Raw genomic sequence first — 15,763 nt, 5'->3', positions numbered from 1 at the left:
ACGGCCGTTTGGCTCGCTTACTGCTGGACGCCACGCAGTTCGCCGAGACGCTTGGCAACCAGAAGCGACCACTTGTCGAAGGCATTCTTGGCGTACGACCAGGCCTGGAAAGAGTTCAGGTAGCCGCTGGCCCAGGTCTGTGCTGCGCCGACAGCGCTCCCGTCGACGTCTGCCGCGTACTTGCGTCCGATCTCGGTATCGCGGCATTCGGCGACGATAGTGCCCGACCCGCCATCGCGGAACTGCATCTCCATGCCCGTCTCGCCCATGTAGGGGGTGGAACCGGCCGGCCGGCCAGTGGCGGCACCGGAGCCCGCTTCAACGACGAAACCGTAGGGAATCAGCGTCCCGGCGACGCTATCGGTCACCTTGGTGGGTACCAGGTCAGTGAGCGCGATGCGCATGACCAGCACCCCTGGTCCAGCCTGAGCGACCACCTGCATCTGCGGCTTCAAGGCCTTGACCAGCGAAGCGTGGAAGTAGTCGGTCAGCGTCTTGAGGTCACTTGGATCGATGGTCTGCGGCTCGCTCTGGTCCTTCGGCGCGACGAGCGACACCACGATGCGCGAAATCAGCACCTTGTCGTACTTTTTGGCGTCGAGTTTCGGATCTCGCCAGCATTCGGCTCCCTCAGCTCCCGGGGCTGGCGTCAGGCGCGCGTAATCGGACAAGAAACCGCTGTGCGTCATGCGCGTCTTGTCACTGGCGGTGACCGTTGCGCCACTGCCCATCACAGCGGTGTCGCTCGCGCAGCCGGCGAGGAGAAGGACGGCAGCAAGCGTGGTAAGGGTTGCGGATTTTTTCATGAGGGTCCCTGAAGACAGTTGAATTTGAGGAACTGGCTTTGCCAGCGCTGCGCTTGCCGCTTCCAGGAGGACGCTGGCAAAGGATCGCGCAGCAAGAAAAAAGAGCGGCCAAGCGGCCGCTCTCGCTCAGACTGAACGCCCGTGCTACTTGCTTTCGCCACCCTTGCCCAGGCTCATCACATAGGCGGCCAGGACATGCACCTTGGCGTCACCGAGAAACGCCTGCCAGGCGGGCATCTGGTTGGTGCGCCCCTTGGCAATGGTCTCGATGATAGTCGCCTCCGAACCACCGTACAACCAGACTTTGTCGGTCAGATTGGGCGCCCCCAGCGCAGCCATTCCTTTTGCATCCGCCCCATGGCAGCCCGAGCAGCCGACGCTGTTGAAAGCTTCCTGGCCCTTGGCGGCGCGCAAAGAATCGGCAGGCAAACCTGAAAGTGAGCGCACGTAGTTGGCGAGATCCTTGATCGTGTCGGCGCCCACTTGAGCGTGTGCAGGCATGACCCCCATCCGACCAGCACTGATCGTTTCAGCGATCTGGGCCGGATCGCTGCCCCACTGCCAATCGTTGTCAGCGAGATTCGGGAAACCTTTCCCGCCGCGTGCGTCGGCACCATGGCACTGCATGCAGTAGGTCAGATACAAGCGTTTGCCGGTTTCGACGCCTTCCTTGTCGGCGGCCAGGGCCGGCAGATCCATGGCCAGGTACTTGTCGTACAGCGGCTTGGTTTCGGCATCCGCTTTCGCCACCTCCTTCTCGTACTGCCCACTCGACGACCAACCCAGTACGCCCTGGAAACTGCCGAGCGTCGGATAGAGAACACAGTAAACCAGCGAGAAGACCACGGTAATGTGGAACAACCACATCCACCACTTCGGCAGCGGGTTGTTGTACTCCTCGAGGGTCTCGTCCCAGACATGACCGGTGGTATGCGCCTGATCGCTAACCGGTGTGATGTTTTGCGACCAGAGCACGACGCTACAGGCAATGATGCTGATCGCCGTCAGGAGAATAACGTACCAGTTCCAGAACTGATTCACAAAATCGCTCATGATGCTTTCCTTTGTCCGTTGCGATCCAGGCCGAGCTCGGCCCAATCCGCTTCCTCATCGATGAACGGCAGCATGGCCGCTTCCTCGAAGCGCTTCTTGTTACTTTTAACGCCGTAGGCCCACCACACCACTCCCAGGAAGGTGAGCAGCGAAACGACTGTGACGATGGCTCGTAGATCATTGATATCCATGAGTTACTTCGCGTCCTTCAGTTCGAGGCCCATGCCCTGCAGATAGGCGATGATGGCGTCGAGTTCACTCTTGCCTTCGAGCTGTGCCTTGGCGCCGGCGATCTCCTCGTCGCTGTAGGGAACGCCGACCTTGCGCAACTGGCGCATCTTGGTCTCGATCAGCGCCGCATCGGCAGGATTGCCCTCCAGGAAAGCGAAGGCCGGCATGTTCGACTCGGGAACCACGTCGCGTGGATTGATCAGGTGCGCGCGATGCCACTCGTCCGAATAGCGACCACCAACCCGATGCAGGTCCGGGCCGGTACGCTTCGATCCCCACTGGAAGGGATGATCGTAGACAAACTCACCGGCGACCGAATAGTGGCCATAGCGCTCGGTCTCAGCCCGGAACGGACGAATCATCTGCGAGTGGCAAAGGAAGCAACCCTCACGGACATAGACATCACGCCCGGTCAGGCGCAGTGGATCGTAGGGCTTGAGCCCGGCCACCGGCTCGGTGGTCGACTTCTGAAAGAAGAGCGGCACAATTTCGACCAAGCCACCGACGCTGACCACCAGAATGGTCAGCACCACCATCAGCCAGACATTGCGTTCAATACTGTCATGCGTGAATTTCATTTCATTCCTCTCTCTTAGGCGTGCTGGGCAGCTGGTTGCAGGACCAGCGCATCGTCCACCGTGCGCCCGCCAGCCATCGTCTTGACCATGTTGTAGGCCATGATCAGCATGCCGGAAAGGAAGAGAACGCCACCGACGAAGCGGATCGCCCAGAACGGATACGAGGCCTTGACCGATTCAACAAAGCTGTAGGTCAGGGTACCGTCCGCGTTAACCGCCCGCCACATCAGCCCCTGCATGACGCCGGCAATCCACATCGAAGCGATGTAGAGCACCACACCGATCGTTGCCACCCAGAAATGCACCGTGATCAGTTTGACGCTGAACATTTCCGGCTTGCCGAAGAGGCGCGGCAGCAGGTAATACATCGAGCCGATGGAGATCATCGCCACCCAGCCAAGCGCACCGGAGTGCACGTGCCCGACCGTCCAGTCGGTGTAGTGCGAGAGCGCATTGACCGTCTTGATGGCCATCATCGGACCCTCGAAAGTCGACATGCCGTAGAAGGACAGCGAGGTGATCAGGAACTTGAGGATCGGATCGTCACGCAGTTTGTGCCAGGCACCGGAAAGGGTCATCACGCCATTGATCATGCCTCCCCAGGAGGGTGCCAGCAGAATCAACGAAAACACCATACCCACCGATTGCGTCCAGTCCGGAAGTGCCGTGTAGTGCAGATGGTGCGGGCCGGCCCACATGTAGGTGAAGATCAGCGCCCAGAAGTGCACCACTGACAGACGGTAGGAGTACACCGGGCGACCGGCCTGCTTGGGGACAAAGTAGTACATCATGCCGAGGAAGCCGGCGGTCAGGAAGAAACCCACCGCGTTGTGGCCATACCACCACTGCACCATCGCGTCCTGCACGCCGGCATAGGCCGAGTAGGACTTGGTCAGGGAAACCGGGATAGCGGCGCTATTGACGATGTGCAGCAGCGCAACGGCGAGGATGAAGCCGCCGTAGAACCAGTTGGCGACGTAGATATGGGTCACCTTGCGCTTGGCGATGGTGCCGAAGAACACGACAGCATAGGAAACCCAGACCACCGCGATCAGGATATCAATCGGCCATTCAAGCTCGGCATACTCCTTGCCCTGGGTCATCCCCAGCGGCAGCGTGATGGCCGCCAGAACGATCACCGCCTGCCAGCCCCAGAAAGTAAAAGCAGCCAGGCCGTCCGAAAAAATTCGCGTATGGCAGGTGCGTTGTACGACGTAATACGAGGTAGCGAAAAGTGCGCTGCCGCCAAACGCAAAGATCACCGCGTTGGTGTGCAGCGGACGCAGGCGACCGAAATGCAGAAAGCCCAGATTAAGGTCAGGCCAGACCAGCTGCGCGGCAATGATCACCCCGACCAGCATTCCGACAATACCCCAAATGACGGTCATCACGGCAAACTGCCGCACCACCTTGTAGTTGTATGTTGACTGAGTTTCCGACATGGACTCACCTCGTTTATGACTGTAAAGCGGTTCTCACCGCCCCGTACACCGCAATGCCCACTATCACCCCATGGACACCGGCTTTGCGGATGCTATTTTAACCTCTTGCGGCGCAACTTGACACCCGTCAAACAGCCGCCAAACGATCATCGACGTCGAATGGGCAAAAAAAGGGTGCGCCGAGACGCACCCCAACCCCAACCGAGAAACCGCCTTTCACATCCCGCAACGCACAATGCCAGCGTGTTGGCGACACCCAATGCTGACAATTATCGTAGGCGCAACGGTATTTGTTTTGATGTGCGTCAAGAGTGCTGGCGATCGGCGGTCCGGGAATTCGCTCAGCTTGGCCCGCGCCGGTCTTCGGTCGGCGCTGGATCGGCGCCCTTCTCCAGTGGACTTGTGACCCGGTCGTCGTCCATCAAAACGCGGTAGGCCGGGCCCTCGAGGTCGTCGAACTGACCGTTGCGCAGCGACCACCAGAAGGCGATGCCGATCAGGAAGACCAGGACAATCGAGATCGGAATCAGCAGGTATAGCGTTTCCATCAGCCCTCATCTCCCGCCGACTTGCCGCAAGCGCATGGAATTGAGCACCACCAGCAGCGAACTTCCCGACATGCCGATACCGGCCATCCACGGAGTGATGTAACCGCCCATCGCCAGTGGCAGGGCGACCACGTTGTAAGCGAAAGACCATAACAGATTCTGCCGTATCACCGCCAGCGAGCGGCGTGCGACAAATACGCCACGCCGCAGGTGATCCAGATTTTCGGAGAGCAGGACCAGGTCGGCCTGCGTGCGCGCCAACTGCGCGCCGCCGCCCATGGCCACCGAAACCTGCGCCTGGGCCAGCACCGGCGCATCGTTGACGCCATCGCCGATCATTGCCACCACCGCTCCACTGTCCTGCAATTGGCGAACAAAATCCTGCTTCGCCTGCGGCGACGCACCCGCCACCACCTCATGGATGGCCAGAGCCTGCGCCACGCGCCACACCGCCGGAGCCGCGTCGCCACTCAGCAGAATTACCTGCCGCCCCTGCCCCTGCAAGGCGGCGACCAGAGCCGCGGCTTCCGGCCGCGGCTCGTCGCCGACACGAAACAGCGCCATCCAGCCGCTCTCGTCACCGAGAGCAACGACGGTATCACCGCTGGCCAGCACGGCCTCGGCCGCCGCCGGCAGCGGCTCGCCGTGCAAGGTGAGAACATAGCCGGGTTGGCCGAGGCGTACGCGGCGGCCAGCGTGCCGGGCCGTGATCCCCTGACCCGGCTCGTTGCACAGCGCGTCGACCAGCGGCAGCACCTGGCCATTGCTTGCGGCGCGCAAAGCGGCAGCAATCGGGTGTTCGGACGCCTGCTCCAGCGCCGCCGCCAGAGCCAGGCAATGCGCCGGCGTCACCTGCTCGTTCAAGGGCACGACTTCAAGCAGGCGCATACGCCCACTGGTCAGCGTGCCGGTCTTGTCGAACACGAAATGGCTGGCCCGGGCGAGGGTTTCGACGGCGTGGCTACGCGTCACCAGCAGGCCTGCCCGGGCCATCGCTCCGCTGGCCACGCTCAGGGCCACCGGCGTCGCCAGCGACAAGGCGCAGGGACAGGTAACCACCAGCACCGACACCGTGATCCACAGCGCCTGTGCAGGATCGATGGTCCACCAGACGACGGCGACCGCGGCCGCCAGGGCGAGCAGGCTGATGATGAAGCGACCGGCAATGCGATCGGCCAGTTCGACGATGTGCGGCTTCTCGGCCGCCGCCCGCTCCATTAACCGGATGATCGCCGATAGGCGCGTCGCCTCGCCGACGTGCACCACCTCGACCAGCAAAGGGCTCTCGATATTCACCGCGCCACCGGTCACCGCCAGCCCTGGTTCCTTTCTCACCGGTGCGCTTTCGCCGGTGAGCAGGGCCTCGTCGCTACTGCTCGCCCCTTCGAGCACCCGCCCGTCGGCCGGAATCGTCTCGCCGGGCCGGACCAGCACGACATCGCCGGGATGCAGGTCGGCGACCATCACCTGCTCGACCTCGCGGCTCTGCGGATAAGCGGCAAGGCGGCCGGCCACGGCCGGCATCAGCTTGGCCAGCGCCTCGGTGATGCTGACCGCGCGTTGCCGCGCGCTCATCTCCAGGAAACGCCCGGTGAGCAGGAAAAAGACGAACATCGTCACCGAGTCGAAGTAAACCTCGCCGCTCGCCGTCAGAGTGGCCCAGACGCTGGCCGCAAAAGCTGCGCCAACGCCGAGGGCAACCGGGAGATCCATGCCGACCCGGCGCAGGCGCAGATCGCGCCAGGAATTACGGAAGAACGGTGCCGCCGAATAGAAGACCACCGGCGTGGTCAGCAGCAGGCTCGCCCAGCGCAGCAGCAACTCGATGTCCGGCGTCATTTCGCCATCGCCGGCCAGGTACAGTGGCACGGCGTACATCATCACCTGCATCATGCCGAAACCGGCGACGAACAGCCGCCACAGCGCGCGCCGCCGCTCTTTTCCGGCCAGCTCCTCACTCTTCGCCGGATCGTAGGGATGGGCGTGATAGCCAATGGCGGCGATCGCCGCCAGAATGGCGGAGAGCTTGATGCGCTGCTCGTCCCAGCGAATTCGGGCACGCCGCGTGGCGTAGTTGATGTCCACCGCGGTGACCCCGGCGAGCCGCGAAAGATGCTGCTCGTTGAGCCAGATGCACGCCGAGCAGGTGATCCCTTCGAGAATCAACGACGCCTCCCGTTCGCTGCCGCCGGCAGCGCCTTCGCGGCCAGCTTCGCCAGCGGCCGGAAGAACGCGCACGAAGCTCTTCTGGAAATCCGGGTGATCAAAGACCTGCAGGCCGGCGACCAGCGCCGGCAGCGCCTCGCGTGGCGCATTCGGCAGCTGGTCACGGTTATGATAATAGTCGGCCAGCCCATTGGCGACGATCGCCTGCGCCACCGCCTGGCAGCCGCCACAGCACATGGCACGCGGCTGACCGTCGATGCCTACTTCAAGATCGACGCCAGCCGGCACCGGCTGACCGCAATGGTAGCAATTGCTGTTGTTCATCACTGCCAGGGAGAAAGAAAACGGGAAAGAGCAGCGCCCGGCGCCCGCATGCAGCGCCGGCTTGCGGCTCCGCTGAGCCCTTGCGCTGAGCGAGCGCAGACGCGAAACTGTCGGCATCTTACTGCCAATCGCGCCGCAACACGGACAACAGCCGGCCGGCAAAGGCTCCGCGCAAGCAGCGGACGATGCGTCCACTCTGGCCTGGAAAGCGCCGTCAGACAGCCCGCACTGGCCCGCGGAACACGGTCGAGCGCTGTTCGATAGCCGCTGACGGCGCAGGAAACTGGTTATAATCGCACGTTTTTTCGGCCTCCCCTGCCCCCGATGCTCGTCTATCGAGGTTATTCCCGGAAAGCACACAGCGCCACTGTATTGACCATCGGCAACTTCGATGGCGTACACCTGGGCCATCGCGCGCTGCTCGCCCGCCTGACGGCGACTGCGGCCAACGCCGGCCTGCCGGCTGCCGTGCTCACTTTCGAGCCGCACCCGCGCGAGTTCTTCGCGCCGCAAGCAGCGCCCTCGCGCCTGTCCACGCTGCGCGAAAAACTCGAACTGCTCGCCGACGACGGCGTCGACCTGAGCTATGTCTGCCACTTCAACGCCGCCTTCGCCGCTTTGACGGCCGAAGTGTTCATCAAGCAGGTGCTGGTCGACGCGCTGCGCGTCCGCCATCTGATCGTCGGCGACGACTTCCGTTTTGGCGCCCGACGCAGTGGCGATTTCGCCTTGCTGCGCGCGGCCGGCGCCCGCCTCGGTTTTCAGGTCGAAGCCATGCACAGCGTCACTCTCGAAGGCGAACGCGCATCCAGTTCGGCGGTTCGCGATGCGCTCCAGGACGGGCGCCTGGAGCACGCCGCGCGCCTGCTCGGCCGCCCCTATGCGATCGACGGACGCGTGGTGCGGGGTGAACAGCTCGGCCGGCAGTTGGGCTTCGCTACCGCCAACATCCGCATCAAGCACCAGAAACCGCCGCTGCAAGGCGTCTTCGCCGTCGAGGTCAGCGGTCTGCCCGGCGGCCCGCAGCGCGGCGCCGCCAACCTTGGCTACCGCCCGAGCGCCAACCAGGTGACGCGACCGCTGCTCGAAGTACACCTTTTCGACTTCTGCGCCGACATCTACGGCGCGCACCTGAGCGTGCGTTTCCTGCACAAGCTGCGCGACGAAATGAAATTCCCCGACTTCAACGCCCTGAAGGCGCAAATCGCCGCCGACGTCGAAGCCACGAAAGCCTATTTCCAGTTCCGAGACCCGCCATGGCTGACTACAAGCAAACCCTCAACCTGACCGACACGCCGTTTCCGATGCGTGGCAATCTCCCCAGCCGCGAGCCACAGTGGGTCGCCGCCTGGCAGGAGAGCAAGCTCTACGAACGCATCCGTACGGCCGCGCAGGGACGGCCACGTTTCGTCCTGCACGATGGCCCGCCCTACGCCAACGGCGACATTCACATCGGTCATGCGGTCAACAAGATTCTCAAGGACATCATCGTCCGCGCCAAGACCCTGGCCGGTTTCGACGCCCCCTACGTTCCGGGCTGGGATTGCCACGGCCTGCCGATCGAGCATCAGATCGAATTGCTGCACGGCAAACACGTGCCGGCCGACCAGGTGCGTGCGCTTTGCCGCGCCTTTGCCGCCGAGCAGATCGAGCGTCAGAAGAAAGACTTCATCCGCCTTGGCATTCTCGGCGAGTGGGACAATCCCTACCTGACGATGGACTTCAAGACCGAGGCCGACGAAATCCGCGCTCTCGGCGCGATTCTTGAAAAAGGCTACCTCTACCAGGGCCTCAAGCCGGTCAACTGGTGCCTCGACTGTGGCTCGGCGCTGGCCGAAGCGGAAGTCGAATACGAAGACAAGAGCTCGGCGGCGATCGATGTTGCTTTCGAAGTGCATGCCAATCACGCCGACAAGGTAGCCAGGGCCTTCGGCCTGAGCCACCTGCGTGGCCCCGCCTTTGCCGTCATCTGGACGACCACCCCGTGGACCCTGCCGGCCAACGAGGCGGTCAGCGCCCACCCGGACTTCGAGTACCAGTTGATCGACACCCCGAAAGGTGCGCTGATCCTGGTTCGCGAACTCGCCGACGCCTGCCTGCAGCGCTATGCCCTGACCGGCAAGGTGCTCGGTTCCGCCAGGGGCGCGGCACTCGAGCAGGTCCTCCTCCGCCACCCCTTCCAGGCCCGTGACGTAGCGATCGTCTGCGGCCGCCACGTGACCGTCGAAGCCGGCACCGGCCTGGTGCACACCGCGCCGGCGCACGGCACCGACGACTACCTGATCGGCAAGGTCTATGGCCTGCCGGTGAACAACCCGGTCGGCGACGACGGCCGCTTCGTGGCCGGCACGCCGCCGCTGGCAGTCGGCGAACTGGTCGGCAAGAGCGTCTGGGAGGCCAACCCGCTGGTCCTCGAACAACTCGCCGGCAGCGGCCACCTGCTCTGCTCGGAGAAGATCCAGCACAGTTACCCGCACTGCTGGCGCCACAAGACGCCGATCATTTTCCGCGCCACGACGCAGTGGTTCGTCGGTATGGAACAGCGAGCGCGGACGCCAGGCGACGACTCGCCGGCGGCGGGCCAGCCACAGCTCGCCCACAACGACGAGGAAGCGAGCCTGCGTTGGTGCGCCGAACGCGCCGTCGACGAAACGCAGTTCTTCCCGAGTTGGGGTCGCGCCCGCCTCGAAGCAATGATCAAGACGCGCCCCGACTGGTGTGTTTCACGACAGCGCAACTGGGGCGTTCCGATCCCCTTCTTCCTGCATCGCGAGACCGGCGCAGCGCATCCGCGCACCGCCGAGCTCGTCGAAGCCGTCGCCCAGCGCGTCGAAAAAGCCGGCATCGAAGCCTGGTTCGCGCTCGAAGCGCAGGAACTGCTCGGCGCCGAAGCCGCGCAGTATCGCAAGATGAGCGACACCCTCGACGTCTGGTTCGACTCCGGTGCCACCCACTCGAGCGTCCTGCGCGGATCGCATCGCACGCAGCTGAGCTACCCCGCCGACCTCTATCTCGAAGGCTCCGATCAGCATCGTGGCTGGTTCCAGAGCTCGCTGCTGATCGGCTGCGCCATGGACGGCCGCGCGCCCTACAAGGCCTTGTTGACGCACGGCTTCGTGGTCGACGGCAAGGGCCTGAAAATGTCCAAGTCGAAAGGCAACGTGATTGCCCCGCAGAAAATCGCCGATACTCTGGGCACCGAGATTCTCCGCCTGTGGGTCGCGGCCACCGACTACTCGGGTGAACTGTCGATCTCCGACGAGATTCTCAAGCGCGTCGTCGAATCCTACCGGCGCATCCGCAACACCCTGCGCTTCCTGCTCGCCAACACCGCCGACTTCGACCCCAGGCGCGACCTGCTGGAGGTTGAGCAGTGGCTGGAGATCGACCGCTACGCACTGGCCATGACGCGCGAAATGCAGGCGCAATGCGAAGCCGACTACGCGCGCTTCGAGTTCCATCACGTCGTCCAGTCGTTGCAGACTTTCTGCTCCGAAGATCTCGGCGGCTTTTATCTCGACATCCTCAAGGACCGTCTCTACACCACGGCCGCCGGATCACCCGCGCGGCGCGCGGCGCAAAGTGCCCTGTGGCACATCCTGCAAAGCTTCGTCAAATTGATGGCGCCGATCCTCTCCTTCACCGCCGAAGAGATCTGGCAGCTGCAGACCGGCGACACGGCGCAGTCGGTGATGCTGCACACCTGGCAAGCGCTACCGGAACCGGCAGACGAGGCGGAATTGCTCGGCAAGTGGCGCAAAATCCGCGCCTATCGCGCCGAGGTCATGCGTGCGCTCGAAGAGCTGCGCATCGCCGGCAAGATCGGCTCCTCGCTGCAAGCCGAGGTGCGCCTGCACTGCGCTGGCGAAAAGCACAGCATCCTCGCCTCGCTCGGCGACGACCTGCGCTTCGTATTGATCTGTTCGCAGGCGACGGTGATCGAGGTGCTCGACAGCGCTGCCGAGCAGTTGCTCTGCGCGCCCCTGGTGGCGGCCAAGTGCGAGCGTTGCTGGCACGTCCGCGACGACGTCGGCAGCCAAGCGACTCGGCCCGGCCTCTGCGGCCGCTGCGTCAGCAACCTCGACGGTGAGGGTGAAAGCCGTGCCTTCGCGTAATATCGAGCGCTGGCTATGGCTAGCCGGGGTCATCGTCCTCCTTGACCAGCTCAGCAAGTGGCTGGTCCTGGCCTGGCTACAGCCCGGCGATTCGATCTACGTCACCCCCTTCTTCAACTGGGTGCTGACCTTCAACGCCGGCGCCGCGTTCAGCTTCCTCTCCGATGCCGGCGGCTGGCAGCGCTGGTTCTTCACCGCGCTGGCGCTGGCCATCTCGGCCTGGATCGTCAGCCTCCTGCCGCGTCATAGCGGTGAATTCACCATCTCGCTGGCGCTTACCCTGATCCTCGGCGGTGCGCTCGGCAACGTCATCGATCGCCTGCGCTTCGGCGCGGTGGTCGACTTCATTCAATGGCACGCCGCCGGATTCTACTGGCCGGCCTTCAACATCGCCGACGCGGCAATCAGCGTCGGCGCGGTGTTGATGATCATCGACCAGTTGTTCGGCACGCACAACAGCGACGCGACGCCTGGCCAGGCCACAAGGTCGCACCGCGGCGAACGGCATTGAGCCACGACCCTGACCGCGGCGCGGCCGCCAGCAAACGAGGAAGCGCATGAAGCCCACTCCAAGCACTCCAAGCACTCCAAGCACGCCAAGCACTCCCGCCTCCCCCGCCTCTCCGGAAAGCGCTCCGATCGTCGGCCGCGACAGCTACCTGACGCTGCACTACAGTCTTTCCGACGTGGACAACACCGACTACGTGAGCACTTTCGATCTCTCTCCGGCGACCCTGCAGATGGGCAGCGGTCAGCTCGCCGAGACGCTCGAGGCTTGCCTGATGGGCATGGCCGCTGGCGAACGCCGGGTCTTCGAACTGGCGGCGGAAGACGCTTTCGGCCCCCACAATCCACGCCTGATCGAACGTATCGCACGCAGCGCGCTGCCGCCGGAGGTCGAACTCAAGGTCAACTCGCTGATCGAGTTCAGCTCGCCCGACGGCGCCGGCGACTTTGCCGGCTTCCTGCGCGAACTGACCGAGAGCAGCGCGACCTTCGACTTCAACCATCCGCTGGCCGGCAAGGCGGTGCGCTTCGAAGTCCACATCATCGCCGTCATGTGAGGCCCAGCATGCAGATCATTCTCGCCAATCCCCGCGGCTTCTGCGCCGGCGTGGACCGAGCCATCGCCATCGTCGAGCGGGCGCTCGAAAAGTTCGGCGCGCCGATCTATGTTCGCCATGAAGTGGTCCATAACAAGTTCGTCTGCGACGATCTACGCCGCAAAGGCGCCGTTTTCATCGACGAGCTGGCCGACGTGCCCAGCGGCGGCACGGTCATTTTCAGCGCTCATGGCGTCTCCAAAGCGGTTCGCGAGGAGGCGGCAGGGCGTGGCCTGAAGGTTTTCGACGCCACCTGTCCGCTGGTCACCAAGGTGCACCTGGAAGTTGCCCGGATGCGCAACGAAGACCGCGAGATCATCATGATTGGCCACAAGGGACATCCCGAAGTCGAAGGCACGATGGGACAAAGCGGTGACGGCATGTACCTTGTCGAAACCGTCGCCGACGCCCGCCAACTGCAAGTTAAAACCCCTGCCCAACTGGCCTACGTCACGCAGACCACGCTCTCGATCGACGACGCCGCGCAGGTCATCGCCGCCCTGCGGGAGCGCTTCCCGGCGATCATCGGCCCGAAGAAGGACGACATCTGCTATGCCACGCAAAACCGCCAGGACGCCGTCAAGCAACTGGCCCGGGAAAGCGACGTGGTGATCGTCGTCGGTAGTGAGTCGAGTTCCAACTCCAACCGCCTGCGCGAAGTGGCGGAACTGATCGGCAGCCGCGCCTACCTGGTAGACCAGGCCGATCAGATCGACCCCGCCTGGCTCAGCGGCGCCAACCGCGTCGGCGTCACCGCTGGCGCCTCGGCACCCGAAGTGCTGGTGCAAAACGTCGTCGATCGGCTCGCCGCGGGTGATCGCAGCAAGCTCGAACAACTCGACGGTGCCGAAGAAAACGTCACCTTTGCGCTGCCCCGCGAGTTGCAGGGCTGAGCCCACGGCGATCGCTGGCGTGACTGCTGCCAGGATCGCCAGCGTCGAAGCCGACCTCGAAGCGGCTCTCGCTGCTTACCGCGACTCCCTGAATTTCACCCGGGCGAAAGCGCAAGCGGGAAAAAGCGGCGACCGCCGCCTCGTCATACGCGGGTGGCAGATTGCTGCTTGCCACTTCGACGCGGTCGACCGCCCCATCCGCCGCCAGGAAGACGCGTAGCACCACCTTGCCGCCGCGCAGCGCATGGCCTGCGCTGTCATCGGGCGGCTCGATCGCGGGCTCGTCCAGCGGCACGGCGGCGACGGTCAGTTCAGAGCGACGAAAATACCACAGGCCCGCTGACAGCTCTGCTGGCAAGGGCTGCACCAGGTAGGGCGGCATAGACGCGGCCAGCAGGCGCTGACCACGCGCCGCAAGCCTCTCGGCAGACAGCGGTGGCGGTGACGGCGGCGGCGCCTTGCTGGCGTCGGCACTCGCTCCGGATTCGCTGCCTGCGCTGCCTGCGCTGCCTGCCCCGCTTCCAGGCGCTGCGCCGGCTGCACGAACCTCCTCTGCTGCCCTGCCCGCAGGCGCCTCGCTTGCCGGCTGCGGCCCTTCCCGTCCCGGCTCTTGCAGTGGCGCAAGAAGGACGGCGCTGATCGCCGTCGCTGCACGCCCCGCCGCCGGCGGCGATGCCACGTCAGCCGCCGCGCCGACTACGCAGCGCAGGGCCGCCAGCCCGCCCAGATGCAAGGCCAGGGATAGGCCCAGCGCCAGGCCCAGCCGCTGCCATTTTGGCCACCACCCCGCCAGGCTGTCCGAGAAGACCGATGTCAAGAAATCCACTGTCCGAAAGAGAATGCCGAAACCGGCAGCAGCTGGATTCTAGGCGCCCGAGTCAATGCCGGTCGCGCCACTCGTCCGCTACCAGGCACCGTATGTCACCCCGGATTGGCGCCTCAGCCCGCCTCGACTATGATGGCAGCAGTTGCCTTTGCGCCGTGCCCGCCCAAGCTTGCCGCCCTTGAGGAAAGAAAACGCTGTGAAAAGACACGCTGGCTTCACCCTGATCGAGATCATGATGGTGGTCATCATCATCGGCATCCTGGCGGCCATCGCCGTTCCCAGTTACAGCGATTACCTGATCCGCTCCCGCATCACCCAGGCCACCGCCGGGCTTTCCGAGAAGCGGGTACGCATGGAGCAGTTCTTTCAGGACAATCACCTCTACTTTCAGGCGGATCCGGCGATCAGTGCACCCGCCTGCGCCGACGACACCACCGCCAGCCAATACTTCAACTTCACCTGCCCGACCCTCACCGCCACCACCTACACCCTGACCGCCACCGGCAAGAGTTCAATGAGCGGCTTCACTTACACCCTCGACCAGGCCAACGTGAGAAGCAGCACCATTGCCAGCCCGGCACCATCCGGCTGGGTACATGCACTGACTGCCTGCTGGATCACCAACAAGGGAGGTGGCTGTTGAACGGCATGCGTGGCTTCAGCCTGATCGAACTGATCGTCGGCATGGCCATCCTCGGCATCCTGATGAGCCTCGGCATTCCGGCGTTCAGCGACTGGATGCGCAACGCCAGGGTGCGTACGACAGCCGAATCGGTACTGAACGGCCTGCAGTTGGCCAGGGCCGAGGCGGTGCGACGCAACACCACGGTTGGTTTGTACCTAGTTGACACGACCACCAGCGCTTGCGCGCTGAGCACTGCAGGCCCCAACTGGATCGTCAGTGTCGATTCGCCTGTCGGGCAGTGTGACGTGGCCCCCTCCGATACCCTGGCGCCACGCATCATTCAGTTGCGCGGCGGAACCGAAAGCGGCGGCGCGGCGACAACGGTGGCGGCGGGGCAAGCGGCGATCGTTTTCAATGGCCTTGGTCGCCCCACGCCCTTGCCTGACGTCGTCCTCATCACCATCAGTTTCACCGACGCAGCGGGTGCCGCCTGCGTGGATGCTGGCGGAGCGGTGCGCTGCCTACGTGCCGAGATCTCGGTCGGCGGCCAGATACGCATGTGCGATCCGGCATTAACCGCTGGCGACGCGCAGGGGTGCATATGAACGAGCACTCCAAACTCGCCGAGGGGCAGGCAGGCGTCATGCTGCTGGAGGCGCTAATCGCGATCCTCATCTTCTCGCTGGGCATCCTTTCGCTGGTCGCCCTGCAGGCCACCGCGATCCAGCTCACTGGCGACGCCAAATACCGTACCGATGCCACGCTGCTGGCCAACCGATTGATCGGACAGATGTGGGTGAGTGATGGCGACCTGAACGCGTTCGCAACCGGTGGTGCAGCATACGACGCATGGCTGGCCGACGTATCAGGCCCTGAAGGTCTGCCAGGCGTTGTCGCGGCTGCGGACGACGTCATCTCGACCCTGCCGACGGTGACCGTTGGCGCTGCAGGGGTGGTTGAGATCACCCTTTTCTGGCGCACGCCGGAGATGGCAGCGGCTGAAGCCGGCCACCGTCACGTCGTGGTCTCACAGATCGTCAGGAATCCCTGAAC

Annotated in this window: 16 protein-coding genes; 8 read left to right on the top strand and 8 right to left on the bottom strand. The window is 64.0% G+C overall.

Translation table 11 applies throughout. The features are described from left to right. Nucleotides 1–17: 17 nt before the first annotated feature. The 7 genes from QZ648_RS01005 to QZ648_RS00975 form a co-directional block, all read right to left on the bottom strand. Nucleotides 18–806 carry a DUF3313 domain-containing protein gene (locus QZ648_RS01005; protein WP_169065929.1) on the bottom strand — a complete coding sequence of 263 codons (789 nt, stop codon included), beginning with the start codon at nucleotides 804–806 and terminating at the stop codon, nucleotides 18–20. Between the two features lie 144 nt (nucleotides 807–950). Beyond that, nucleotides 951–1,859, bottom strand: coding sequence for a cytochrome-c oxidase, cbb3-type subunit III (gene ccoP, locus QZ648_RS01000; protein WP_291995850.1), 909 nt, complete (start codon nucleotides 1,857–1,859; stop codon nucleotides 951–953). After that, nucleotides 1,856–2,050 (bottom strand): cbb3-type cytochrome c oxidase subunit 3, encoded by a 195-nt coding sequence (locus QZ648_RS00995; protein ID WP_291995849.1) that lies wholly within the window; start codon nucleotides 2,048–2,050, stop codon nucleotides 1,856–1,858. Before QZ648_RS00995 ends, ccoP begins: the two co-directional genes overlap by 4 nt. Before the next feature lie 3 nt (nucleotides 2,051–2,053). Beyond that, the gene (ccoO, locus tag QZ648_RS00990; protein WP_169065927.1) at nucleotides 2,054–2,668 is read right to left on the bottom strand and encodes a cytochrome-c oxidase, cbb3-type subunit II; all 615 of its coding nucleotides are present in this window, start codon (nucleotides 2,666–2,668) and stop codon (nucleotides 2,054–2,056) included. Nucleotides 2,669–2,682: 14 nt separating this feature from the next. After that, nucleotides 2,683–4,110, bottom strand: coding sequence for a cytochrome-c oxidase, cbb3-type subunit I (gene ccoN, locus QZ648_RS00985; RefSeq protein ID WP_169065926.1), 1,428 nt, complete (start codon nucleotides 4,108–4,110; stop codon nucleotides 2,683–2,685). A gap of 341 nt (nucleotides 4,111–4,451) precedes the next feature. Next, the gene (gene ccoS, locus QZ648_RS00980) at nucleotides 4,452–4,658 is read right to left on the bottom strand and encodes a cbb3-type cytochrome oxidase assembly protein CcoS (RefSeq protein WP_169065925.1); all 207 of its coding nucleotides are present in this window, start codon (nucleotides 4,656–4,658) and stop codon (nucleotides 4,452–4,454) included. Nucleotides 4,659–4,664: 6 nt separating this feature from the next. After that, nucleotides 4,665–7,148 carry a heavy metal translocating P-type ATPase gene (locus QZ648_RS00975; protein ID WP_169065924.1) on the bottom strand — a complete coding sequence of 828 codons (2,484 nt, stop codon included), beginning with the start codon at nucleotides 7,146–7,148 and terminating at the stop codon, nucleotides 4,665–4,667. A 324-nt stretch (nucleotides 7,149–7,472) separates the two neighbouring features. Here QZ648_RS00975 and QZ648_RS00970 point away from each other — a divergent pair, with 324 nt between their 5' ends. The 5 genes from QZ648_RS00970 to ispH are packed head-to-tail and all read left to right on the top strand — an operon-like array spanning nucleotide 7,473 to nucleotide 13,259. Then, nucleotides 7,473–8,435: a bifunctional riboflavin kinase/FAD synthetase gene (locus QZ648_RS00970; protein WP_291995848.1), complete on the top strand. Its 963-nt coding sequence runs from the start codon at nucleotides 7,473–7,475 to the stop codon at nucleotides 8,433–8,435. Continuing rightward, nucleotides 8,405–11,263: an isoleucine--tRNA ligase gene (ileS, locus tag QZ648_RS00965; protein ID WP_291995847.1), complete on the top strand. Its 2,859-nt coding sequence runs from the start codon at nucleotides 8,405–8,407 to the stop codon at nucleotides 11,261–11,263. The genes QZ648_RS00970 and ileS overlap by 31 nt, the downstream gene beginning before the upstream one ends. Then, on the top strand, nucleotides 11,250–11,774 hold the full coding sequence (gene lspA / locus QZ648_RS00960) for a signal peptidase II (RefSeq protein WP_291995846.1): 525 nt from the start codon (nucleotides 11,250–11,252) through the stop codon (nucleotides 11,772–11,774). Before ileS ends, lspA begins: the two co-directional genes overlap by 14 nt. Before the next feature lie 46 nt (nucleotides 11,775–11,820). After that, nucleotides 11,821–12,327 carry an FKBP-type peptidyl-prolyl cis-trans isomerase gene (locus QZ648_RS00955; protein ID WP_169065921.1) on the top strand — a complete coding sequence of 169 codons (507 nt, stop codon included), beginning with the start codon at nucleotides 11,821–11,823 and terminating at the stop codon, nucleotides 12,325–12,327. 8 nt (nucleotides 12,328–12,335) lie between these two features. Next, complete coding sequence (gene ispH / locus QZ648_RS00950; protein WP_169065920.1) at nucleotides 12,336–13,259, top strand: 4-hydroxy-3-methylbut-2-enyl diphosphate reductase; 924 nt, start codon at nucleotides 12,336–12,338, stop codon at nucleotides 13,257–13,259. Here the strand turns inward: ispH and QZ648_RS00945 are convergent. Beyond that, entirely contained in the window at nucleotides 13,225–14,076 is an 852-nt protein-coding gene (locus tag QZ648_RS00945) for a TonB family protein (protein WP_291995845.1), read from the bottom strand. The two genes, ispH and QZ648_RS00945, sit on opposite strands and share 35 nt — an antisense overlap. Nucleotides 14,077–14,281: 205 nt before the next feature. On the opposite strand from QZ648_RS00945, the gene QZ648_RS00940 reads away from it, so the two are divergent. The 3 genes from QZ648_RS00940 to QZ648_RS00930 are packed head-to-tail and all read left to right on the top strand — an operon-like array spanning nucleotide 14,282 to nucleotide 15,761. Next, entirely contained in the window at nucleotides 14,282–14,728 is a 447-nt protein-coding gene (locus tag QZ648_RS00940; protein WP_291995844.1) for a type IV pilin protein, read from the top strand. A 5-nt stretch (nucleotides 14,729–14,733) separates the two neighbouring features. Further along, nucleotides 14,734–15,315, top strand: a complete 582-nt coding sequence (locus QZ648_RS00935; protein ID WP_291996122.1) for a GspH/FimT family pseudopilin — start codon at nucleotides 14,734–14,736, stop codon at nucleotides 15,313–15,315. Nucleotides 15,316–15,353: 38 nt separating this feature from the next. Continuing rightward, nucleotides 15,354–15,761: a hypothetical protein gene (locus QZ648_RS00930; RefSeq protein ID WP_291995843.1), complete on the top strand. Its 408-nt coding sequence runs from the start codon at nucleotides 15,354–15,356 to the stop codon at nucleotides 15,759–15,761. Nucleotides 15,762–15,763 lie beyond the last annotated feature (2 nt).

Origin of the sequence: Candidatus Accumulibacter sp. ACC012 (genome assembly GCF_907163155.1) — a bacterium.
Lineage (GTDB): Bacteria > Pseudomonadota > Gammaproteobacteria > Burkholderiales > Rhodocyclaceae > Accumulibacter > Accumulibacter delftensis.
The sequence above is the reverse complement of the archived record's forward strand: the minus strand, read 5'-3'. Positions and strand labels throughout refer to the sequence as shown.

Excerpts from the sequence above, each read along its gene's own strand:
- QZ648_RS00955 (WP_169065921.1), top strand. The coding sequence starts at position 11,821 with ATGAAGCCCACTCCAAGCACTCCAAGCACTCCAAGCACGCCAAGCACT.
- ccoO (WP_169065927.1), bottom strand. The coding sequence starts at position 2,668 with ATGAAATTCACGCATGACAGTATTGAACGCAATGTCTGGCTGATGGTG.
- ccoN (WP_169065926.1), bottom strand. The coding sequence starts at position 4,110 with ATGTCGGAAACTCAGTCAACATACAACTACAAGGTGGTGCGGCAGTTT.
- QZ648_RS00970 (WP_291995848.1), top strand. The coding sequence starts at position 7,473 with ATGCTCGTCTATCGAGGTTATTCCCGGAAAGCACACAGCGCCACTGTA.
- ileS (WP_291995847.1), top strand. The coding sequence starts at position 8,405 with ATGGCTGACTACAAGCAAACCCTCAACCTGACCGACACGCCGTTTCCG.
- ccoP (WP_291995850.1), bottom strand. The coding sequence starts at position 1,859 with ATGAGCGATTTTGTGAATCAGTTCTGGAACTGGTACGTTATTCTCCTG.
- QZ648_RS00995 (WP_291995849.1), bottom strand. The coding sequence starts at position 2,050 with ATGGATATCAATGATCTACGAGCCATCGTCACAGTCGTTTCGCTGCTC.
- QZ648_RS00930 (WP_291995843.1), top strand. The coding sequence starts at position 15,354 with ATGCTGCTGGAGGCGCTAATCGCGATCCTCATCTTCTCGCTGGGCATC.
- QZ648_RS00975 (WP_169065924.1), bottom strand. The coding sequence starts at position 7,148 with ATGAACAACAGCAATTGCTACCATTGCGGTCAGCCGGTGCCGGCTGGC.
- QZ648_RS00935 (WP_291996122.1), top strand. The coding sequence starts at position 14,734 with ATGCGTGGCTTCAGCCTGATCGAACTGATCGTCGGCATGGCCATCCTC.
- ispH (WP_169065920.1), top strand. The coding sequence starts at position 12,336 with ATGCAGATCATTCTCGCCAATCCCCGCGGCTTCTGCGCCGGCGTGGAC.
- ccoS (WP_169065925.1), bottom strand. The coding sequence starts at position 4,658 with ATGGAAACGCTATACCTGCTGATTCCGATCTCGATTGTCCTGGTCTTC.
- QZ648_RS01005 (WP_169065929.1), bottom strand. The coding sequence starts at position 806 with ATGAAAAAATCCGCAACCCTTACCACGCTTGCTGCCGTCCTTCTCCTC.